Below are 22,901 nucleotides of genomic sequence, written 5' to 3'. Positions count from 1 at the left end.
CGTACTGGTTTAAAGTTAATCCACTATAAATCAAAAATTTGAGAGATATCGCGGATAAGATGAAAAAACATCTATCCTATTATCTCTGCGAATAGAGATAACGGCAGGCAAATACCCTACTTCTATTTCAATTCACATCAACAAAAAAGGAAGAAACCGAGGTTTCTTCCTTTTGCATTTAAGGTCAAATTTTAACCGCCGAAATCATCCAAGAGGATGTTTTCATCTTCTACGCCCAAGTCTTTGAGCATTTTGATGACGGACTGGTTCATGATTGGCGGGCCGCACATATAGAATTCGCAGTCTTCCGGTGCTTCGTGGTTTTTCAGGTGGTTTTCGTAAACCACGTTATGGATAAAGCCTGTGTAACCGTCCCAGTTGTCTTCCGGCAGCGGGTCGGACAAGGCGACGTGCCATGTGAAGTTCGGGAATTCTGCCGCGAGTTGGTCGAAGTCTTCAACATAGAACATTTCGCGTTTGGAGCGTGCGCCGTACCAGAAGGTGATTTTGCGTTTGGAGTTCAAACGTTTCAACTGGTCGAAAATGTGGGAGCGCATCGGCGCCATACCTGCACCGCCGCCGATGAATACCATTTCGGCATCGGTGTCTTTGGCGAAGAATTCGCCGAACGGGCCGGAGATGGTTACTTTGTCGCCGGGTTTGAGCGACCAAATGTAAGACGACATTTGTCCAGGAGGCGCATCGGGGACGCGCGGAGGCGGCGTGGCGATACGCACGTTCAGCATGATGATGCCTTTTTCTTCAGGATATGAAGCCATGGAGTAAGCGCGCAAAATCGGCTCGTCCACTTTGGAAACGTATTGCCACAGATTGTATTTGTCCCAGTCTTCGTGATATTCCTTAGGAATGTCGAAGTCTTTGTAGGCAACGGTGTGCGGCGGGGCTTCGATTTGAATGTAGCCGCCGGCGCGGAAGGGGACTTCTTCGCCTTCGGGAATGGCAAGTTTGAGTTCTTTAATGAACGTGGCTTTGTTGTCGTTGGAGATGACGGTGCATTCCCATTTTTTTACGCCGAACACTTCTTCGGGCACTTCGATGTCCATGTCGGTTTTGACATTGACTTGGCAGGACAGACGGCAGCCTTCGCGTGCTTCGCGTTTGCTGATGTGGGACAACTCGGTCGGCAGAATGTCGCCGCCGCCGCTTTTCACGACAACGCGGCATTGTCCGCACGAACCGCCGCCGCCGCAGGCGGAGGGGACAAAGATGCCTTGGCTGGCAAGCGCGCCCAACAGTTTGCCGCCGGCGGGCATAGTCAGCTCTTTTTCATCATTGACTTTGATGGTGATGTCGCCTTCACTCACCAACTTGGATTTGGCAAACAGAATCATCAGTGCCAAAGCCAAGACGATGACGGTGAACATCACGATACCTAAAATAATTTCCATGCCGAATCCTTTCTTATAACTGGATGCCGGAGAACGACATAAACGCCATCGCCATCAGGCCGGCGGAGATGAAGGTGATGCCCAGTCCTTTAAGACCTTTAGGAGCGTCCGAATATTTCATTTTTTCGGTAATGCCCGCCAAAGCGACAATCGCCAACATCCAGCCTAAACCCGCGCCGAAACCGTACACGACGGATTCGCCGAAGTTGTATTCGCGTTGCGCCATAAACGAAACAGCACCAAAAATCGCGCAGTTTACGGTAATCAGCGGCAGGTAGATGCCCAGCGCGTTATAGAGGGCGGGAACGAATTTGTCCAAGAACATTTCCAGAATCTGCACCAAAGCCGCAATCACGCCGATGAAGGTAATGAATTTCAGGAAGGTCAAATCCACGCCTTTGACAATCGCGCCGTCTTTGAGCAGCGAGTAAACGAGCTGGTTGGCAGGGACGGACAGGCCGAGTACGAAGGTAACGGCAACGCCCAAGCCGAATGCGGTGGATACTTTTTTCGATACTGCTAGAAAAGTACACATGCCCAAGAAGAAGGACAGCGCCATGTTTTCAATGAAGACGGATTTCACAAAAAGGCTTAAATAGTGTTCCATGTCTTATTCCTCCGCCTGTTCGGGTTTCCATGTACGCAAACCCCAAATCAAAAAGCCGATGATGAAGAACGCGCTCGGTGCCAGCAGGAAGAGGCCGTTGGTTTGATACCAGCCGCCGTCCTGCACGGTTTGGAAAACGGTGTAGCCCAAGAGTTTGCCAGAACCGATAAGCTCGCGGATGGTTGCGATGATAATCAGCATCATGCCGTAACCTGCTCCGTTACCGATACCGTCCACTAGGCTTTCCAGCGGCGGCTCTTTCATGGCGAAGGCTTCGGCGCGACCCATCACGATACAGTTGGTAATAATCAGGCCGACGAATACGGAGAGCTGTTTGGACAATTCGTAGGCATAGGCCTGCAATAATTGGTCAACCAGCGTAACCAGCGACGCGACAATCGCCATCTGCACGATAATGCGGATGCTGTTGGGGATGTAGTTGCGCACCAATGAGATGAAGAAGCTGGAAAAACCGGTTACCAAACTGACGGAAATACCCATCACGATGGCCGTCTGAAGTTTGGTGGTAACCGCCAGCGCCGAACAAATACCCAAAACCTGCAAGGCAATCGGGTTGTTGTCGATAAAGGGTGAAAACATTAAATGTTTCAAGCGTTTCATATCAGCCATTATTGTGCTCCTGCTGATTTCAATTTGTTCAGGTAGGGGATATAGCCGTTTTCGCCGAACCAGTAGGCAAACGAGCCTTGTACGCCTTTGGAAGTCAGCGATGCGCCGGAAAGGGCATCTACGCCATGTTCTTTGTCCGAGCTTCCGCCTTTGGAAACATGCAGGGCAAGTTTGCCTTGTTCGTCAAAGAGTTTTTTGCCGACGAATTTTTGTTGCCACAACGGATTGCCGATTTCGCCACCCAAGCCCGGAGTTTCGCCTTGGTCGTAGTAAGTGATGCCGTTGATGGTATTGCCGTCGGGTTGGATGGCGACGAAGCCGTACATGACCGACCACAGACCGTTACCGTGCATAGGCAGGATGATTTGGCTGACTTTACCGTCATCGCCTTTTACCAAATAAACTTCGGTGTATTTGGCGCGGCTTTTGATGCCTGCCAAATCGTCTTCAGGTTTGATTTGGATGCTTTGCGCGGGATCTTTGGCAGCAACGCGCGCGCTGAAATCTTTCGGCGCGTCTTTCACATATTCGCCGGTCGCCAAATCGACCACGCGCTGTTCGATGCGGTCGGCAAAGGTTTTGCTGATGTCGGTATTTTTATCGAGCAAACCGGCAACGCTCAGAATGTAGCTTTGTTTATCCTGAACCTTTTGTTTTTCCTGCACCGGTTTCAAGCCGACAACCGCGCCCGCCACGATGACCGAGCAAATCAGGCTGACCGCCAACACCACAATCAGCGTGCCGCTGAAGCTGTCTTTATCGAATTTCTTAGCCATTGCTGCGCGCCTTTCTGCGTTTGATGTTCGCTTGTGCAACGAAATAGTCGAAAATCGGGGCAAACAGGTTGGCAAACAGAATCGCCAACATCATGCCTTCAGGGTAAGCAGGGTTGACCACGCGGATCAACACGCACATCACACCGATAAGCGCGCCATACCACCATTTGCCGACATTGGTAAAGGAAGCGGAAACAGGGTCGGTCGCCATAAACAGCATACCGATGGCGAAGCCGCCGACGACCAGATGCCAGTACCAAGGCATGCTGAACATCGGATTGGTGTCCGAACCGATGACGTTAAACAGCGAAGACATGGTAATCATACCGATCATCACACCGGCAATAATGCGCCAAGAAGCGATGCGGGCAAACACGATAAACGCGCCGCCGATTAAAAGTGCCAAAGTGGATACTTCGCCGATAGAACCAGGCACGTTACCGATAAACGCATCCATCCAAGTAATGGATTTATCGGTAACGGCATTTTGCAGGCCGTCTGAACCGTGTGCCGCCCACTGAGCCAACGCAGTTGCGCCGGAATAGCCGTCAACCGCTGTCCAAACGGTGTCACCGGTAATGTTGGCGGGATAAGCGAAGAACAAGAAAGCACGGCCTGCCAGCGCAGGGTTCATAAAGTTTTTACCCGTACCGCCGAACACCTCTTTCGCAACCACCACGCCGAAGGTAATGCCTAAGGCGGCCTGCCACAGCGGCAGCGTAGGTGGAACGATTAAGGCGAACAAAATCGAAGTCACGAAGAAACCCTCGTTGATTTCGTGTTTGCGCACGGTGGCAAACAAGACTTCCCAGAAACCGCCGACGATAAATACGGTTGCGTAAATCGGCAGGAAGTAAATCGCGCCGAACAGCATTTTGCCCAACACGCCCGCTTCAGACGACATATTGATGCCCAAAGCGTTGGCAAGGGCGTAATGCCAGTCGTTGGCGATGCTTTGTTGCAGCAAATCAGGCGTTAACGCAGCGAATGCCTGCGCGCCGACATTGTACATACCGTAAAACATGGCGGGGAACAAAGCCAGCCACACCAAAATCATCATGCGTTTGGAGTCGAGCGCGTCGCGGACGTGTGCCGCTTTGCGCGTTACCGCACCGGATGTGTAGAAAATCGTCGCCGCAGATTCATAGAGGGCATACCATTTTTCATGTTTGCCACCCGGCAGGAAGTGCGGTTCGATTTTTTCCAGAAAATGTTTCAAGCCCATAATCAGCCTTCCTTCTCAATGGTTTCCAGCACCTTGCGCAACAGCGGGCCGTATTCGTATTTGCCCGGGCAGACGAAGCTGCACAAAGCGAGGTCTTCTTCGTCCAATTCCAAGCAACCCAAAGCCTGCGCGCTGTCGGTATCGCCGACGATTAAATCGCGCAGAAGCAAGGTAGGCAGGATGTCCAGCGGCATTACGCGCTCGTAAGTACCGATGGGAACCATGGCGCGGTCGCCGCCGTTGATAGCTGTCGTGAACTTGAAGAGTTTGTTTTTCAGGAAATGACCGAGGGTCGTACGCGTAATCGAGTATTTGTCCGGCTGCGGCGCAACCCAGCCGAACAGCTCTTTGCTGCGGCCTTCTTCGATAACGGAAATCTGATTGTGGTAGCGTCCCAAATAATCATGCGCGCCTTGTGCAATCGCACCGTTCAATACCGAACCGGAAATCACGCGGTTGTCTGCGTCAACCAATTCACCGGCGGTAAGTTGAGACACCTTCGCACCCAAAACGGTACGCAAGAGGCGCGGTTTGTTGACTTGCGGGCCGCCCAAGGCAACCACGCGCTCGGGATTCAGACGACCTGTTACGAACAAACGTCCGATCGCAATCACGTCTTGATAATTAATGGTCCAAACGGTTTTATTCGCACCGACAGGCTCGATGAAATGAATGTGCGTACCGCTCAAACCAGCGGGATGAGGGCCGCCGAATTCGTTTGTTTCAATATTGGCGGCGTTTTCAGACGGCACGTCCGCACCGGCTGCCTTACAAACATGGATTTTGCGTTCGGTCAGACGGCTCAACACCAGCAAACCTCGTCTGAAATCCTCGGTGGCTTCTTTGATCACGACCACAGGGTCTGCCGCCAGCGGATTGGTGTCCATCGCATTGACGAAAATGGCGAACGGCTCGGCATCGACGGCGGGAATTTTGCTGAACGGACGGGTACGCAGCGCAGTCCACAAACCGGATTGAATCAGATTGCGGCGCACTTCTTCGCCGCTTAAGTTTGCCAACGCATCGGGCGCGTAGCGTTCGAACTCGATTTCGTCATCGCCGTCAACGGCAATCACGACCGACTGAAGCACGCGCTTTTCGCCGCGGTGAATCGCAGCGATTTTGCCGGAAGCCGGCGCAGTAAACACCACGCCCGGATTTTTCTTGTCTTCAAACAGCACTTGGCCTTTTTTGACGGCATCGCCTTCCTTGACTTTCATCGAGGGGCGCATACCGGCATATTCTTCGCCAAGCAACGCGACTTCGGTAATGGCCGGACCGTCGTAAACGGCTTGCTCCGGTCTGCCCGCGATGGGCAGGTCTAGGCCTTTTTTGATTTTAATCATAGATTTGCATTACTTGTGATGAGTTAAACAGAATAAAATGTTTCAACTTTTCAGACGACGTTTGAAATGGCAAAGCATGGGGGAGGTCGTCTGAAAGTAAAGCCTTACTTACGGAAAACAACAATTAAATGAAAACTGTAAAACGTTTGATTTTAGCAGGAACAGTCCGCCTTATGTCAGATTTACGCAGATTTTTTCCAGCTTCCTGCCCCGAATCCCACGCAAAGCAGCCCTCCAATAAAATTACAAGATATTGATGCCCAAAATTAATCCCTTCGAAACAAGCGGCAGAATACAAAAAGGTCGTCTGAAAACCGATGAAAAGAATCAGGTTTTCAGACGACCTTTCGAAGTTTAGGAATCAGAACAACTGCCAAACGAAGAAGATCAGCGTGTGCAGTATAAACAGCGGGATCAACACCCCCACTGACCACATCATATAACCGAAGAAAGTCGGCATCGGTACGCCGCGCTGCTCGGCAATCGCTTTAACCATAAAGTTCGGCGCATTGCCGATATAAGTGAGCGCGCCCATAAACACCGAACCCATGGATACTGCCAACAGCGAATGGAACAGATGCCCCGTCATCAGCGCCTGAGCATCGCCGCCCGCCATATTGAAGAATACCAGATAAGTCGGCGCATTATCCAAAAATGCGGACAACAAACCGCTCATCCAGAAATACATCGTATTAATCGGATTGCCCGAAGCGTCATGCACCAACGACACTACCGCCCCCAGCGCACCCGCCTCGCCTGCCTTCAAAATCGCCAAAACAGGAGAAATCGTAATGAAAATACCTAAAAACAGTTTGCCCACTTCGGCAATCGGGTCGAAATTGAATTCATTGCCCGCCCTGACCTGTTTGGGCGTAATCAGCAGCGAAACCATGGTCAGAACCAGCAAAATCACATCGCGCACCAAGTTTTGCAACGCATAGTGGCTGCCTAAAATCTCAAACCCCGGATGATCGGGCTTCCACAAGCCGGACAGCAAAACCGCACCGACCACGCCCGCCAGCAGCAGGAAATTCCATTTGCCGGCAATGCGCAAATCTTCATCGGCTTCCTCTTCCTGCCGAATCTGCTCCACATTGGCTTCACGCGCGTGATAACGGCTGTCGATAATATAAAACACCAGCAACAGCACCACCGTACTGATCAATACGGGCATCAACATGTGTTTCACCGTCCACATGAAATCCACGCCCTTCAAGAAGCCTAAAAACAGCGGAGGATCGCCCAACGGCGTCAGGCCGCCGCCGATATTTGCCACCAAAAAAATAAAGAATATAACGACATGCACCTTATTCTTGCGGTAATGGTTTGCCTTAAGCAGCGGACGAATCATCAGCATTGCCGCACCGGTCGTCCCCATAAAGGAAGCCATCACCGTCCCCGCTGCCAGCAGCCCGGTATTCAGCGCAGGCGTACCATTGAGCTTACCCCAAACCAAAATTCCGCCCGAAATCGTGTATAAAGCCAAAAGCAGCAGGATAAACGGGATATATTCCTCAACCAGCGCATGGGCAACCGTATGCACACCCGCCCCGAAACCGAACACAACGGCGAACGGAATCAAAAACAGCAGCGTCCAAAACGCTGTAATCTTGCCGAAATGGTAATGCCAGGTATGCGCAAAAAAGAGCGGACCCAACGCGATAGACAAAAGAATCAACGCAAACGGCGCACCCCAAAACAGACTGAGCGTCGCGCCGTCAAAATCAGCGGCGTGAGACACAGCGGGAAGCAGGATGAGGGATAGAATTGGTAAGCGGCGCATTGTTTTTCCTTGTTTTTCTTAGTTTTTCTTATGGACGAAAAGCCTAAACAAACACATCCGCACAATGCCGTGAAATCAAACAAAAACGTCTGCAACCAACCTTGGCATCAAGCGGCGGAGTGTTGCCATATGTAAACCTTGTTTGATTGTAAGTGAAAACCCCGCCCCAAACCAGTCAAAATAACCGACCGCCCTACCTTGTTTCTCAATATTCAATCCCCTATTCCACCATGTCTGCCGAATCAGATTTTCAAAATCCTTTTGAAAATAAAATGCTAGGTCAAAACAATGTAAACTATCAAAATATAACTTTAGATTTATTTTTCCAAACATTTACACTCAGCCCACTGGACAGGAAATCATCGGTCGCCGAAATCCACTTTCCACCCAAGGCAGCAAACCACAGGCAAGACAAGTCTACTGCGGCAGTGCAACCCAAATGATCAATATAAAGCCGGTCGGCAATAGCAGACACATTATCTTTTTCAGACGACCTTGTAAGCGGAATAATTTATGATACAATACGCCCCTACTCTTGAACGGGTCTGTAGCTCAGGGGTTAGAGCAGGGGACTCATAATCCCTTGGTCGTGGGTTCGAACCCCACCGGACCCACCAATCAAATCAATGCCTTGCGTAAGCAAGGTATTTTTTCATGTCGCAATTGTGTCCAATTTGTGTCTGAAATCGCCCGATTCCGTCCAATACCGCAGCATGCGCCTGCAGATGTTCCGCCGACAAATTCACTAAATCATTCCCTGCCTGATTTGCCTGCATCAGGGCAAACCCATGCAGCTCCTAGTGCCAATCTAGTGCAATCTAATCAAAACGTCGTCTGAAAATCGAAATTCGTTTTCAGACGACGTTTTATGAGAAATGCAGCGAATCTCTTTCACCTTCTCCAAAAAACTCAATCTCCTCCTTCGTTCCTCCCCTCTTCTCCCGCCAAGCCGTGCAACAACAACCCCAATACGTCCTGCGGCAGCTTTTGCGGCGCAGCGGCATAAAGCGCGGCCAGTTGCGGATGGCGCATCAATATATCCGCCTGACGGATGAACAGGTCGATGAGTTCCACCGGCAAATCGGGCTGGATCAGGCGGCGTTGTTGCAGAGTGTGGAAGAAACCGCGCATAAAGGCGTATTTTTCTTCGTTCAATTCGTGGAAAAACCGCTCCAGCTCCAAATCGGTGTTCTCTTCGATGTCGCGCAGGAAGGCGGCGGAATAAAGCTCGTCGAACGATTGCCGTTGCAGGGCGAAAACGGCTTCGGCGGCTTCGCGCAGGCTGCATTGCCGTGCGAGCAGCACCTCAAATTCGGCACGGACGCGGTTTTTCTGCTCGGTAACGATTTCCTGCAAGAGCGCGTTTTTGCCGCTGTAATGTTTGTAAAAGGTAACGCGGCTGACGGCGGCCTCGGTACAGATTCCGCCTACGGATACGGCGGAAAAGCCGTGTTCGCGGAACAGGCGGCGGGCGGTGTCGGCGATGGTTTGTTGTTTGCTGGCAGTCATGACGGTAGGAAGGTTTTGATTTTGTTCATAAAGGGTTTTCATTAAAGTTATCCGCAAGTCGGATACTCATCATATTTCCCCACGGCGGCAATGGCAATATGGCGGTGTTTCAGACGACCTCTTTCCTTGTCCCTCCTCTCTGCCCTACAGATGAAGGCTGTCGGATGCTTAGCAGGCCAAATTCATCAAGACCACAGAATCGCCCTCCCCCAACCTTCTCCCGCCGAACGGGAGAGGAAATTGTTTTTAAGATGGTTGGCTATAAAAGGGGGGAAGTAAAGTGAATGATAAACACTTGCATTCCTGTTTTTTGTTTCTTATGCTTTACATTAATAGTTTGTTTTATGTAAATGTGTAAACAACAAATATTTGCATACTGCCGGAGCGGTTGGGTTGTCTGATGTTCAATCCGCCCTGACGTATGTCGTCTGAAAGGATAAAGAAATGCAGAAACACACCCTCCGCCGCCTGCCGCTGCTGCTTGCCGCCGCCTTTGCCTCCGAATGGATTCATGCCGCCGATGCGGCGCAAAACGCGGAACAGGTGCAGTTGGAAGAAGTCGTCGTAACCGGCGAACGCACCAACCGCAGCGGCTTTGAAACCGCCACGTCCAACCGCGTCTTCACCGCGCCGAACATCGACCGCAGCGGCCACAACCTTTCCGCGACCGACCTGCTCAAACAGACCGTAAACACGGTGGATTTGGGCAGCGGCAACGATTTGCCGACCGTGCGCGGCGTGGACGGTTCGGGCCCCGCCGTCGGTGCGGTGGCGTTTTTCGCGGGCACGCGGCCGCGCCTGAACCTGTCCATAGACGGCCGCTCCGCCACTTACAACGAATTCGCCTTCGGCACGCAGTCGCTGTGGGACATGCAGCAAGTGGAAGTCTTGCGCGGGCCGCAAAGCCATGTACGCGGGCAGAACGCGGTGGCGGGCGCGGTGGTGATGCGTTCCAAAGACCCGACCGACGAATGGGAAGGCGCGCTGCGCTTGGGTTTGGGCAACTAGAAAACGCGCAACATCGCCGGCGTAGTGTCCGGCCCGATTGTAAAAAACAACCTTGCCTTCAGATTGAGCGCGGAGCGGCAGCAACGCGAAAGCTACGAGCCGTTCGTGTCCTATGAGCCGACCGGCAACCCGCGCCGCGTGGAAAACACCAACGTGCGCTTCAAACTCCTGCTCACGCCCGAAAACCATCCCGATTTTTACAGCCGCCTGACGCTGAACCACATCCGTTCGCGCGCGCCGCAAAACGAAATCATGGGCAACACCGCCAGCCGCCGTTTTTTAAAAGAAAAGCCCGTGTTCGTAACCGGCTCGACATCGGGCATCTGGGACGTATCGTGGCAGCTTAACGACTATCTGAAACTGGAAAACAAACTGGTTTACGGCCGCTACCACAACGAGCGGCTGCACCTGCCGATGACCGTCAGCCCGCAAGGCGTGCCCGCCGAACTCAAAGGCCGCGAACTGCAATGGGAGCCGGTATTGCATTTTTCCAACAAAGGCCGTCTGAAAGGCCTTGCCGGACTGCACTACTTCCGCAGCAAACAAGACGAATGGGTAGATATCCGCAGCGTCGGCGGCCGCAACACCTTTGACGACCGCAACAGCGTGCGCGCCCTGTTTGCCGAAACCACATACAGCCCCAGCGAAAAATGGGACATCACGGCCGCCGCCCGCATTGAAAAAGAAACGCACAAACGAAGCGGCGGCAGCGGCGCGCTGCACCTCAATTTAGATAAAGGCCAGACCGTGTTCCTGCCCAAAATCGACATCGCCTTCAAACCCACCGACCAATGGGTCAGCGGCATCAAAGCCGCGCGCGGCTACAACCCCGGCGGCGCGGGCATCACCTTCGGCCGCCCCGTCGTAACCTACACTTATGAGCCCGAATATGTGAACAACTACGAGTGGTACACCCGCTGGCGCAGCGCAGACCGCCGCCTGCAACTCTCCGGCAACCTGTTCCTGAACCACTACCGCGACATGCAGCTCCCCTTCTATCTCGGCACCAACTCCGTCGTCATCCGCAACGCCAAAAAAGTCCACACCTACGGCGCGGAACTCGCTGCCGACTGGCAGGCGACCGACAGCCTGAAACTCACCACCGGACTGGGGCTGCTTAACACCAAAATCAAAAGCTATCCCGACAGCGGCATCGAAGGCAACAAACTCGGCCGCGCGCCAAAATACACCGCCAACATCGGCGTGAAATACCTGAACGACAAAGGCTGGGAAGCCGGCGGAGACGTGCGCTTCTACGGCGGCTACTACTCCGCCGCCGACAATGCCGAATCAGGCAAAATCGGCGCATACAACCAAGTCAATCTCTACACCGCCTACAACTTCAAACAAGGCCGCGTCTCACTCTACGCCGACAACGTGCTCAACCGCCGCCGACCCATATTCATTTCCAGCGCCGACCGCCAAGACGCACTCTACCAACGCCCCAGAAGCGTGGGCGTGAGCGCGGAATGGAAGTTTTAGGCGTGGCTGAAATGATGGAAGCCGTCTGAAACTATCGTAGGTCGGGCATCAATGTCCTACCTACGGTTACTGGAATAACGAAGGTCGTCTGAAACGATCGTAATGACCGGCACAAGAAGTCTAATCATCAACAATATCCAACCTGCACCCAACCCCAAAAACACCCAAAGGAACCCCATGCACTACTTCACCCCCGCCAAAACCCTGCCCGAAGGCACCATCTACCTGACCGACCTGACCCACGTCGCCGATTTCGCCGACTGGCTGGCCGAATTCGAAACCCTGTTAAACCAAAACCGCCGCTTTGCCACCGTCTGCACCCCGATGCGGCGGCAGGTGAGCGACGAACAGCGCATTGCCGACCGCAAAACCTACATCGAATGGATAAAGGCACACCGGCCGCAGCTCGCCGAATGCTGCGCCGCCATGCTCCTCATCGAACCCGACGCGGCGCAACTGGCGTTCTTCCGCGAACAATCGTCCAAACTCGCCCCCGCGCTGGGCGTGAACTACATCGTCGAAGCCGACGAGCAAACCGCCCTGCTGCGGGCGGAAGAAGCGTTGAAGGTCGTCTGAAAACAGAATCCGTACTCCGGCAGCGGCTTTATAGTGGATTAACTCTAAATCAGGACAAGGCGACGAAGCCGCAGACAGTACAGATAGTACGGAACCGATTCACTTGGTACTTCAGCACCTTAGAGAATCGTTCTCTTTGAGCTAAGGCGAGGTAACGCCGTACTGGTTTAAAGTTAATCCACTATATCATTCAGCCTTGCCTGCCCGATACGGATTTGAGCAAACCGACATTCTTTTGATAGCATGGGAAAACTCGGCAACCGACTTTCAGGAGTACAAAAATGTCATTTACCACAATCATTTATGCCCATCCCTACGATCAAAGCTTCAATCACGGCATTTTGCGGCGCGTGCAGCAACTGTTGGACGAAAAAGGCGAAAAATACCAACTGATCGACTTATACGCAGACGGCTTCAACCCCGCCTACACCAAAGAAGAGCTTGCCCTGTTCAACCAAGGCAAAGCCCTTGACCCGCTGGTTTTGCATTATCAGGAACTCTTAAAAACCACCAACCGACTGATTTTTATCTTTCCGATCTGGTGGGCGGACATGCCCGCCATCGTCAAAGGATTTGAAGACAAAGTTTTCCTGAAAACATTCGCCTACGTCCCCACTGCCACAGGCCTGAAAGGCAACCTATCCCACATCAAAGAAGCACTTGTCATCAGCACGTCTACCGCCCCCACATGGTATCTGAAATGGTTTGGCGGCAACGGCATCGGCAAAGCGATGGTGGGGCACACGCTCAAAGGTATCGGTATCGCCAAACGCCGTTGGCTCAACTTCGGCAATATGGACAAATCCGCCGCTGAACAGCGGCAGGCGTTTTTGGCAGATTTGAGCCGAAGCGTTTAATCTTCAGACGGTCTATTACTTCACCGCCGAATTTCCGCCGTCCGCAAACAACGCCGTACCCGTTACAAAACTGCCCATCGGGCTGACGAGGAACAAAATCGCGGCGGCGATTTCTTCGGGTCGGGCGATGCGTTTGACCGCATGCAACCCTTCCGCCCATGCCCGCTGCTGCGGGTCGGTAGTCATCATTTCCGTATCCGTACCGCCGGGAAGCAGGGCATTGGCGCGGATACCTTGGGCGGCATAATCGGCGGTGATGCCTTTTGCCAGAGCAGCAAGTGCGGCTTTGGCACAGCCGTAGGCGGTTTTGTTCGGCAGGGCACAACTGGTGCCGACAAAGCTGGACGTGAACACAATCGATCCACCGCCGCGTGCGAGCATAGCGGGAATTTGGCTGCGCGCGCCCAGAAAGGCAGCAGTCAGGTTTCCGTCCAGCGTTACCCGCCACTCTTCGGGCGAAAGTTCCGCCAAGGGTTTGTACGCTCCGATGATGCCTGCGTTGTTCACGGCGATATCCAAGCTGCCGAACTCTCGCTCTGCCGCATGGACGACGGCTTCGTGCGTTTCAGGCAGCACTGCGTCACCTGCCACGGCAACAGCCCGTCCGCCGCGTGCGCGTATCAGTGCGGCGGTTTCTTCCAGTTTGTCGGCACGGCGGGCACATAAGACAACGTTTGCGCCGTGCTCCGCCAACAGCAGTGCAACCGCGCGACCGATACCCGACGACGCGCCGATAACGGCGGCGGTTTTATTGTTCAAATTCAATAAGCTTGACATAACGTTCCTTACATATGCGGTTAAAGACGATGCAAGTTTAAGGAAGCCGCGATATAAAGACGACCCGATTATTGATGAATTTCAGACAGACAAACAATCTTTCCATCAACAATCGGGTCGTTTCTTGTCGGCTTTCAGGCTATCCTATCCCATACAACGACAGGATAATTTATGAACTTAAATCAAACCCGCCAATTCCTCCGCATTGCCCGCGCCATCGAATACCTTTACGACCATGCCGCCGAGCAGCCCGATTTGGCACAGGTGGCGGCGGCAGTGCACGTCAGTCCCGAACATTTGCAGCGCGAATTTTCCGCATGGGCGGGCATCAGTCCGAAAAAAATGCTGCAACACATCAGTATCAGCCGTGCCAAAGAAGCCCTGAAAAACAGCGAAAGCGTGGCGGAAGCGGCGCATTGCGGCGGACTGAGCGGCACGGGGCGGCTGCACGACTTATTTGTCGGCATCGAAAAAATGACTCCGGGTGAATACAAAAACGGCGGCGCAGGCCTGCAAATCCATTACAGCCTGATTCCCGGCCCCTTTGGCGACCTGTTGGCAGCAGCAACAGACAAAGGCATCTGCTTCATGCGTTTTTCAGACGACCCCTCCGCCGCACTGGACGAATTGCGCGCTGAATATCCGAACGCCCGACTAATCGGGCAGGAAACCGCGTTCCACCGCCAAGCCGCCGACATCTTCCGCACCCGGTGCGGCCGCATTACCCTGCACATCAAAGGCACGCCCTTCCAGCTCAAAGTCTGGCAGGCGCTGCTCAATATTCCCGCAGGCAGCCTGCAAAGCTACGGCACAGTGGCGCAGGCCGCCGGTTCGCCCAACGCCGCGCGCGCCGTAGGGACGGCCATCGGGCAGAATCCCGTTGCATTACTCATTCCCTGCCACCGCGTCATCCGCGAAAACGGCATCATTGGCGGCTACCGCTGGCAACGCGGGCGCAAAATGGCGATATTGGCTCACGAATTGGGAGACGCTGATGACGCTTGACCTCTTCCCCGAAACCGCCAACCCGCACGCCAACCTTCTGCCCTACGACGGCATCGTCAGCGATTTCGGACGGATTTTCACCGCCGCCGAAGCTGACCGTTATTTTGAAATTTTGCAGCGTGATATTCCCTGGCGGCACGACGAAGCCGTGATATACGGCAAACACATCATCACCGCCCGCGAAGTCGCGTGGTACGGCGACACGTCCTACAACTACGGTTATTCCGGCGCAAACCGCATCGCCCTGCCGTGGGATGGCGTCTTGCCCGAACTCAAAAACCACGTGGAAGCCGCCATCGCCGACATCTGCCCCACCCGCTTCAACTCCTGCCTGCTCAACCGCTACAACAACGGCAACGAAGGCATGGCGTGGCACAGCGATGAAGGACAAGGTCTAGCCAAAGACAGTGCCATCGCCTCCCTCAGCCTCGGCGCAACGCGCAAATTCGCCTTCAAACACAAAGAAAGCAAGGAAAAACGCGAAATGTGGCTGGAACACGGTCAGCTCATCGTCATGCACGGCGAAACGCAGAAACACTGGCTGCACACCATCCTGAAAAGCACCCGCATCCAAGAGCCGCGGATTAATCTGACGTTTCGGGTGATGAAAGGATAAAAAGGGGCTGCTTTTTTCCATTTCAGACAGCCCCCGAAAGTCGTCTGAAAAACTACTTGAAAATGTAAAACAGAAGAGCCGTAGGTCGTCTGAAACGTTTTTTCAGACGACCTACCGCACCCACATCATTCCCGTACGCTCGCAATAGGGAGCCATCCATGTCCCAACAAACCCCTGCATCCCCCGCCCCGCGCGACTGGCTGCTGCTTATCGGCGGCAGCACCTACAAATTCACGCTGACCGGTTTTTATCTGGTCGCGCTGGTCGCTATTTTGAAAAACCACGGTTACAGCCTGAACCAACTGAGCTGGATACATTTAATCGGCGGTATCGAAGCGGCGAAGGTGTTGTTTGCCGCGCTGATGGAGCGGCGGCCGGCGGGGCGGTTCGGTCGGTTTCGCGGCTGGCTGCTGGCGGCGACGCTGGGGCTTTCGGCAGTGTTCGGGCTGATGGCCTGTACCGACATCACGCAGAACTTCGCGCTGCTTTTGACCTGCTGCGTACTGCTCTCGGCGATGTCGGCGGTGTACGGCTGCGCGATGCTGGGCTTGTCGTGCATCGTTCTGCCGCACCGCGAACGCGGTTTCGGCGGCGTGATTCAGACGATGGCGGCGCGCGGCGGCAAGATGATCGGCGGTGCACTGGTGTTGTGGCTGTATCAGGAATACGGGCAGACTGCGGCAGCGGGCTTTATGCTGGCGTTCAGCCTGCTGATGCTGCTGCAACTCTTGTACTACCGCGAGCCGGAAAGCCCGACGGCGCAAGGCGGTTTGACGGCGTTGGCGGCGCGGCTGGTCTCCTTTTGGCGGCGGCCTGAAACGGGCTGGCGGTGGCTGGTTTTGCTGTTTGCCGTTGCCGCGCCGTATGCGTTTGCGGCGGCGACTTTTGTGCCCAAGCTGGCGGATTTGGGCTTCACCCCGAAGCAGACGGGCGGGATTCTGGCGGTGGGTATTCCTGTTGCCTGCCTGATTGTAACGCCGCTGTCGGGCTGGTTTTCGCGCAATTATCCGCACCGTAAACTCGTGTTCCTACTCTACGCACTGCAACTGCCGCTTTTGGCGTCCATGACCGCCATCGACGCACTCGCCCGCGTCCACCCTTGGTTGCCGCCCGCACAAATCATCGCCCTGAGCCTGAGCTACACGCTGCTGCTGCCGGTGATACTGGCGTTGGTAATGGACAAATCTGACCGCACCACCGCCGCACTCGACAGCAGCCTGCAATTTTCTGTGGTTCTGCTCGGCAGTTACGCGGCCGGTTTCGCCGCCCTACGGCTGGCAAAGGCGGTCGGCTATGCCGATGCGTACTGGGCGGCGGTGGGCCTGGCCGTATTGGCGGGCGGGCTGCTGCATGCGTGCCGAAGTCTGTTTGATTCAGACGAGCCGTCATGAAAATCCCGTACCTTCGTATTTGAAGTGCAACGGTTTCCCGAATAAAAACAGGACACATCATCTACAACCCTTCTGAGCGATCCCCACTTTCAGACGACGTTTCCTTTTAAATCGAAATAGAACTTTTCAGCGGTTGCATTGCCTATTATGTTTTACCGTTCAAAATGACAGACCATTTCAAAAGGAACATATTAAATGTCAGAAACTGTTACCTACGATCCCTCCCGCTACGGTGCCAAAGCCGCATACACGACTTATGAAGCCGACCAGGGTACACTCTCAGCAGGTGCAACAGTCAAAAAAGCCTCTTCCACACACTCCACTGCCCACGAAGCCAGCAAACAGTCTTACGTTGACCTGCCGGCCAATGCCGCCGTTTCGTTTACAGCAAAAGCGGATGCGGATGCCGCCACCCTCCGCTATACCGTTCCCGACGGGGCAACCGGCAAAGTTGAAATCCAAGTAAACGGCAAACCCGTAGCCAACCTCGATTTATCATCAAAACACAACTGGCAGTATTTGGAAAATTATGAACACCACAAAGGCGAAGACATCAAAATCCACGATACGCCTGCTGCCGACCGTGTCGCCCGCTTCCAGTTCGACGAAGTGGGTACGCTGTTGAAAAATACATCCATCCAAAGCGGCGACACCGTCACCATCGTCAACCAATCAGGCAACACCCCGGTCGGTATCGACTTTGTTGAATTGGAAAAAGCCCCTGCCGCAATCAAACAGCCCGCAAACAGCGTCAGCATTACCGATTTCGGCGCAAAAGCAAACGACGGAATCGATGATTCGAAAGCCCTGACAGCGGCAATCGAATCGGCAAAAACCTCCGGAAAATCCGTTTACATTCCCGAAGGGCAGTTTGATTTCGACCACCAGCTCCACATCTATGCCCCTAAAGGAATCAGCATCGGCGGTGCCGGCAGGTGGCATACCAAACTGCATTTCACGAGCGAGGAACCGCCCGTTTTTGAAAACGGTACAGTGAAAAAAGGCGGCGGCATCGTGTTTGAACATGGCAGCAACAATATTGATTTCGGCAATCTGTCGATGGATTCAAATTTGACATCCCGTTTCCACCAACAAGCCAACTACAAAGGCATTTCCGGCACCTTGGGCAAAGGCTCGTCCATCCACGACATCGCCATTGAGCATTTTGAAGTAGGCATCTGGACCGGCGATTACGCCAAAGTGGACAATGAACACCCACTGCACTACACAGACGGGCTGACCGTCTCCAACGCCCTCATCCGGAACAATCTCGCAGACGGCATTAATTTTGCGCAGGGAACCAGCCATTCGACCGTCATCAATTCCAACATCCGAGGCAACGGCGACGACGGCCTGGCGACATGGTCGAGCATTGCAGACCAAACAGAATCCAAAGTAGCCGAAAACAACCGTTTTCTGAACAACACCGTCGAACTTGGCTGGCGCGCGGCAGGTATCGGCATCTTCGGCGGCGCCGGACATGAAGTAGCCGGCAACCTGATTCGCGACAATGCCGCATGGTCGGGCATACGCCTCAACACCGTTTTCCAAGGACACAATTTTGACCTGAACAAAAAAGGTATTTCGGTTCGGGACAATCTGTTAATCGGCAACGGCACCCGAACCGACACATACGGACGCGAAAAAGGCTCTATCGACTTTGAAGAAGAGCATGGCGCAATCAAAAACGTCAAAGTCGAAAACAACATCATCGCCGACAGCCTGTCCGACACAGCCATCACTAAAACATTGCCGATTTCAAACGGCAAAGGCATCGCCCTATCCGGCAACAACATCATCGGAAATGCGGCGGTTTCTGCCCCGTCCGCCGTTGATCATCCGGAAAAAGTTACCTCCATTACCCGTCAGGAACTCAGCAATATTCCCGATCAAAATTATTATTACGCCAACGAAACCACCGGCTTCAAATCCGTCAGCGTTACCTATATTACAGGCACGGCAGGCAGCGACAGCATCAAAGGCACAGACGGCATAGACCATATTGACGGCAAAAGCGGCGACGACAACATTTATGCCGGTGGCGGCAACGATACCGTATTCGTCAGCGGTGGAACCAACTTCATCAGTGGCGGCGATGGCGACGATATCGTCAGAGGCGGCGACGGCAGAGATACCGTCAATGGAGATTCGGGAAACGATGTGATTTTCGGCAACGGTGGAGACGACCATCTCAATGGCGGGGCGGGCAATGATACGTTGTTCGGCGGCGAAAACAACGATGTCTTTTATGGCGAGTCGGGCAAAGACGTACTGTATGGCGGCTCCGGCGACGACTTACTGTTTGGCGGTTTAGACGACGATATCCTGTATGGCGGCGCAGGGAATGATACCTATGTCTTCTGCTTCGGAGAGGGACATGACACCATTTCCGACAATCACGGCAACAACGCCCTTCAATTCGGACAAGGCATCGCCGTCAAGGATTTGCATATCAATGCAAGCACCGACGCAAGCGGGGCAATCGATTGGGAAATCACCATTGCCAATTCAGGCGGCAAAATCACCATCGACAACCAATATCTCAAAGACAGCAACACCGCTTCTGTCGGAGAATTCCGATTTGACGAAGGGACATTTACCGTAGAAACCCTGCTGGATAAACTGTCGGCAAGCGGTCAAACCGGCGGGTTTGAAACGGTCAACAACGGAGTCGGCAGCTTTAGTTACACTGCCGATACGGCAAACGTGCAGCACTACGATGCCGTAACGCAACCGGCAATTTTATAGCGGCAGGTGGAAATTCAGAACCGGCGTGGTTTGGTTCTGACTTCCACGCCAACCCCGCAGGATATTAGGCTGCTGTAACAGTATGCCGAAGTCAGGCTGAAATGTTCACGCTATCCGTATAAACAAGAGGTCGTCTGAACCGGTTTTCAGACGACCTCTCTCAATTTTTAGCACAAAATATCTTTTTTTACACATTTTAATTTAAATCATTTCTCAAATCATAGCCATTTAAAAAATTCACGCCAAAAGCTTATCGTTCTACGCACCATCCATGCGTTATTTTCCGCCGCGTCCGCCATCCAGTATTATCCCCGACTACGCTTTGTTACAATTCAGCCAATTTTATTTCTCGACATATCCCGCTATGAGTCATTCATCCTCTTGGTCTTCCAAAATCGGTTTCGTCCTTGCCGCGGCAGGCTCTGCCATCGGTTTGGGCGCGATTTGGAAATTCCCTTATACCGCTGGTACGAACGGCGGGGCAATTTTTGTCCTTCTGTTTGTCATCTTCACGATTATCGTGGCGTTGCCGGTACAGCTTGCCGAGTTTTATATCGGGCGCACAGGCGGTAAAAACGCCATCGATTCGTTCAAAACCCTGCGTCCCGGCTCGCTTTGGCCTTGGGTCGGCAGGATCGGTGTGGCGGCGTGCTTCATTTTATTGTCGTTTTACAGCGTAGTCGGCGGCTGGGTTTTGAATTATGTCGTACACAGCTTCACCGGCGAAATTGCCCCGAACGTTGATTTTGGCGCCCTATTCGAAAAAACAATTTCCAACCCGACAAGCTCGATTCTTTATCAAGGGCTGTTCATGCTGATTACCATTTGGGTGGTCAAAGGCGGAATCTCTGACGGCATTGAAAAAGCAAACCGCTATCTGATGCCTGCTTTGTTTATTTTGTTTATCGTTTTGGCAATCCGCTCGCTGACCTTGCCCGGCGCGATGGAAGGCGTCAGTTTTTTATTGAAACCGGATTGGTCGAAAATCAAATCGGAAACGATGCTGACCGCGCTGGGTCAGGCTTTCTTTGCGCTGAGTATCGGCGTATCGGCAATGATCACCTACGCCTCGTATTTAGGTAAAGATCAGGATATGTTCCGCTCGGGCAATATCATTATGTGGATGAACCTGCTGGTATCGCTGCTGGCAGGCCTGGTCATCTTTCCGGCGGTATTCGCATTGGGCGCCACGCCCAGCCAAGGTCCCGGTCTGATTTTCGTGGTCTTGCCTGCCGTATTCATGAAAATTCCGTCCGGCAACTATCTGTTTGCCGTGTTCATGATGTTGGTTGTCTTTGCTACGCTGACTTCAGCGTTTTCCATGCTGGAAACCGTGATTGCGGCAACCATCCGCCAAGATGAACGCAAACGCAGCCGGCACACTTGGGTTATCGGCATTGCCATCTTTATTGTCGGCATCCCTTCTGCCCTATCATTCGGCGTATGGAGCGATGTGCTTATTTTCAATAAATCTATTTTTGATTTATGGGACTACATTATTACTGCCATTATTATGCCGCTATGCGCATTAAGCATCTCCATCTTTACCGGCTGGATTCAAGACAGGCAATCCGTTTTGACCCATGCCGGCATGGGCAGTACTGTACCAAAAACGCTTCTATATCTGTGGCTGGGTGCGTTGCGCTACATCGCTCCGATTGCCATTATCGTGGTCTTCATCAATTCTCTTCAAATCATCTGATTTGCCACTATTTTTGGCAAATAAAAAAGGACGGAATGCAAACCGTCCTTTTTTATGACTCATCACCTTATCCCTCATCCTCAAACAAAAAACCGCTTTGCGCCTCTCCACCGACTTCGGGCGCTGCCATGGCATCGAGCTGGCGGTTGCAGATTTTGGTTTTCCTCATACTGAGAAGACGCATGACCTGATGCTTTTGATCATCGGTCATTTTTTGCCAATAAAGCCTTTCTTCGCGGCTGCGCAGGCAGCCTTTGCAATAGCCTTTGGCATTGGCTTCACAGACGCCGATACAGGGGCTGGGGATGGGGAAAAAATCAGGTTGTTCCATATTTTTAAAGCGTTTGAGACAAAAGACCAGACAAACCAAAATTGCAGACTGCTTTCGCTTCCGTCTGAACACGATCAGTGCATCCGGCAGGATTCCTACCAATATCCAAGTGAGTTGGTCATTTCAATAAGTTTATATCTGCCACCCTAGGCATAAAAACCCTAAGAGAAACCATAAATATATCGCAGAAGAAATCAGTATCTTCCCTATCCTCAGATTTTTCCAATACAACCCAAGTGAAAGCACCGCAAAAATCAAAGGAAGTCCAATATAAATATAATATTTCAGCCGACCTAATTCACTGAATACGTTTATAGCAGAGTAGAGACCGACAAATCCACCTAACCAAAAAATAATTATTGTCGGACCTAAGAGACCGGCCGTTATTAAATGAGGGAAGAGTAAGATTTTTATCCATTCTTTATGTTTAATGTTCATTTTATATCCTGATACTGCGATGGTATCGTGTCGCTTCAAATAGAGGGGGAGCCATGTTTTATAGTGGATTAAAATTGCAATGATACGGTGTTGCCAACGCCCTTATGTACTACCCGTACACGGCGGGCGTTGCCGCCTTGTCTCATTTTTATTTTAATCCACTATACTAAATAACTAAAATTCCTCTATATTTTGATTTTCAGACGACCTATGCCCTACCCCAACCGTCTGGATTTTATGACTCAAGCAGTTTACGCAAAGACTGATTGTTGTATTTGATATCGGCAATCATTCGGTCGTATTGGTGCATTCTACGGAGCGATCGGGTTATCAGATAGACCGAGAAAAAAATCAAACTGATGTTCATCAAACTGACCAACACAAGCAAAGGCCAAACATCCACAGCCTCGTACCATTTCGATGTCGCAATCAAGGCACTGAAAATAGACAAAGGCAGCGCGAACACGGCAATACCCGTACGCATGACGGCAAGTGCCGTGCGTTTTTCAGCAAGGAGAAGCTGCACTTGATTGATGCTGAGGATATCGTTTTGCTGTTCGGTAATCATAGGATACGCGCCCATACAAATTGACTTTGAATCACGGCAAACCGGCAAATATGGTTTTATGTTACCCGAAAGTATTGAAAATAAAAACAAAGGTCGTCTGAAAATTTTCAGACGACC

Annotated in this window: 18 protein-coding genes, 1 tRNA gene and 1 pseudogene; 9 read left to right on the top strand and 11 right to left on the bottom strand. The window is 52.5% G+C overall.

The features are described 5' to 3' along the window. Positions 1–191 precede the first annotated feature (191 nt). From nqrF to HMPREF3050_RS10625, 7 genes are all read right to left on the bottom strand, one after another. Positions 192–1,409, bottom strand: a complete 1,218-nt coding sequence (nqrF, locus tag HMPREF3050_RS10655; RefSeq protein WP_003741084.1) for an NADH:ubiquinone reductase (Na(+)-transporting) subunit F — start codon at positions 1,407–1,409, stop codon at positions 192–194. A gap of 13 nt (positions 1,410–1,422) precedes the next feature. Next, positions 1,423–2,016, bottom strand: a complete 594-nt coding sequence (gene nqrE, locus HMPREF3050_RS10650) for an NADH:ubiquinone reductase (Na(+)-transporting) subunit E (RefSeq protein WP_003755986.1) — start codon at positions 2,014–2,016, stop codon at positions 1,423–1,425. A gap of 3 nt (positions 2,017–2,019) precedes the next feature. Further along, on the bottom strand, positions 2,020–2,646 hold the full coding sequence (locus HMPREF3050_RS10645) for an NADH:ubiquinone reductase (Na(+)-transporting) subunit D (protein WP_003755984.1): 627 nt from the start codon (positions 2,644–2,646) through the stop codon (positions 2,020–2,022). Further along, positions 2,646–3,422, bottom strand: a complete 777-nt coding sequence (locus HMPREF3050_RS10640; protein ID WP_009311195.1) for a Na(+)-translocating NADH-quinone reductase subunit C — start codon at positions 3,420–3,422, stop codon at positions 2,646–2,648. Before HMPREF3050_RS10640 ends, HMPREF3050_RS10645 begins: the two co-directional genes overlap by 1 nt. Continuing rightward, positions 3,415–4,647: an NADH:ubiquinone reductase (Na(+)-transporting) subunit B gene (locus tag HMPREF3050_RS10635; RefSeq protein ID WP_070774778.1), complete on the bottom strand. Its 1,233-nt coding sequence runs from the start codon at positions 4,645–4,647 to the stop codon at positions 3,415–3,417. Before HMPREF3050_RS10635 ends, HMPREF3050_RS10640 begins: the two co-directional genes overlap by 8 nt. A gap of 2 nt (positions 4,648–4,649) precedes the next feature. Then, a complete protein-coding gene (locus HMPREF3050_RS10630; protein ID WP_070774777.1) occupies positions 4,650–5,993 on the bottom strand; it encodes a Na(+)-translocating NADH-quinone reductase subunit A in 1,344 nt (447 codons plus the stop codon). A gap of 361 nt (positions 5,994–6,354) precedes the next feature. Beyond that, positions 6,355–7,776 (bottom strand): sodium:proton antiporter, encoded by a 1,422-nt coding sequence (locus tag HMPREF3050_RS10625; protein ID WP_070774776.1) that lies wholly within the window; start codon positions 7,774–7,776, stop codon positions 6,355–6,357. A gap of 541 nt (positions 7,777–8,317) precedes the next feature. Here HMPREF3050_RS10625 and HMPREF3050_RS10615 point away from each other — a divergent pair. Further along, positions 8,318–8,393, top strand: a tRNA-Ile gene (locus HMPREF3050_RS10615). A 292-nt stretch (positions 8,394–8,685) separates the two neighbouring features. Here HMPREF3050_RS10615 and HMPREF3050_RS10610 read toward each other — a convergent pair. Beyond that, entirely contained in the window at positions 8,686–9,327 is a 642-nt protein-coding gene (locus tag HMPREF3050_RS10610; RefSeq protein WP_070774775.1) for a TetR/AcrR family transcriptional regulator, read from the bottom strand. 402 nt (positions 9,328–9,729) lie between these two features. Between HMPREF3050_RS10610 and HMPREF3050_RS10605 the strand changes: the two are divergent. From HMPREF3050_RS10605 to HMPREF3050_RS10595, 3 genes and pseudogenes are all read left to right on the top strand, one after another. Beyond that, a pseudogene (locus HMPREF3050_RS10605) lies at positions 9,730–11,775 on the top strand (TonB-dependent receptor). Between the two features lie 177 nt (positions 11,776–11,952). Continuing rightward, a complete protein-coding gene (locus tag HMPREF3050_RS10600; RefSeq protein WP_070774774.1) occupies positions 11,953–12,351 on the top strand; it encodes an extensin in 399 nt (132 codons plus the stop codon). 281 nt (positions 12,352–12,632) lie between these two features. Next, positions 12,633–13,208, top strand: a complete 576-nt coding sequence (locus HMPREF3050_RS10595; protein ID WP_070774773.1) for an NAD(P)H-dependent oxidoreductase — start codon at positions 12,633–12,635, stop codon at positions 13,206–13,208. A gap of 15 nt (positions 13,209–13,223) precedes the next feature. On the opposite strand, the gene HMPREF3050_RS10590 is transcribed toward HMPREF3050_RS10595, so the two are convergent. Beyond that, the gene (locus HMPREF3050_RS10590) at positions 13,224–13,985 is read right to left on the bottom strand and encodes an SDR family oxidoreductase (protein ID WP_070774772.1); all 762 of its coding nucleotides are present in this window, start codon (positions 13,983–13,985) and stop codon (positions 13,224–13,226) included. Positions 13,986–14,156: 171 nt separating this feature from the next. On the opposite strand from HMPREF3050_RS10590, the gene HMPREF3050_RS10585 reads away from it, so the two are divergent. The 5 genes from HMPREF3050_RS10585 to HMPREF3050_RS10565 all read left to right on the top strand — a co-directional run bounded on the left by HMPREF3050_RS10585 (position 14,157) and on the right by HMPREF3050_RS10565 (position 21,447). Beyond that, the gene (locus HMPREF3050_RS10585) at positions 14,157–14,990 is read left to right on the top strand and encodes a bifunctional transcriptional activator/DNA repair enzyme AdaA (RefSeq protein ID WP_070774771.1); all 834 of its coding nucleotides are present in this window, start codon (positions 14,157–14,159) and stop codon (positions 14,988–14,990) included. Next, positions 14,980–15,606, top strand: coding sequence for an alpha-ketoglutarate-dependent dioxygenase AlkB family protein (locus HMPREF3050_RS10580; RefSeq protein ID WP_070774770.1), 627 nt, complete (start codon positions 14,980–14,982; stop codon positions 15,604–15,606). Before HMPREF3050_RS10585 ends, HMPREF3050_RS10580 begins: the two co-directional genes overlap by 11 nt. 158 nt (positions 15,607–15,764) lie before the next feature. Next, positions 15,765–16,997: an MFS transporter gene (locus HMPREF3050_RS10575; protein ID WP_070774769.1), complete on the top strand. Its 1,233-nt coding sequence runs from the start codon at positions 15,765–15,767 to the stop codon at positions 16,995–16,997. Between the two features lie 195 nt (positions 16,998–17,192). After that, complete coding sequence (locus HMPREF3050_RS10570; RefSeq protein ID WP_070774768.1) at positions 17,193–19,745, top strand: calcium-binding protein; 2,553 nt, start codon at positions 17,193–17,195, stop codon at positions 19,743–19,745. A gap of 364 nt (positions 19,746–20,109) precedes the next feature. After that, a complete protein-coding gene (locus HMPREF3050_RS10565; protein ID WP_070774820.1) occupies positions 20,110–21,447 on the top strand; it encodes a sodium-dependent transporter in 1,338 nt (445 codons plus the stop codon). 67 nt (positions 21,448–21,514) lie between these two features. Here the strand turns inward: HMPREF3050_RS10565 and HMPREF3050_RS10560 are convergent, their stop codons facing one another. Together HMPREF3050_RS10560 and HMPREF3050_RS10550 are read right to left on the bottom strand one after the other, a co-directional pair. Continuing rightward, on the bottom strand, positions 21,515–21,778 hold the full coding sequence (locus tag HMPREF3050_RS10560; protein ID WP_070774767.1) for a DUF1289 domain-containing protein: 264 nt from the start codon (positions 21,776–21,778) through the stop codon (positions 21,515–21,517). A gap of 673 nt (positions 21,779–22,451) precedes the next feature. After that, positions 22,452–22,784 carry a hypothetical protein gene (locus HMPREF3050_RS10550; protein WP_003776702.1) on the bottom strand — a complete coding sequence of 111 codons (333 nt, stop codon included), beginning with the start codon at positions 22,782–22,784 and terminating at the stop codon, positions 22,452–22,454. Between the last annotated feature and the right edge of the window lie 117 nt (positions 22,785–22,901).

The sequence above is a fragment of the Neisseria sp. HMSC065D04 genome, assembly GCF_001815675.1.
In the GTDB taxonomy this organism is placed as follows: Bacteria; Pseudomonadota; Gammaproteobacteria; order Burkholderiales; family Neisseriaceae; genus Neisseria.
Note: the sequence above shows the minus strand (reverse complement) of the source record. Positions and strands in the feature narration are given on the sequence as shown.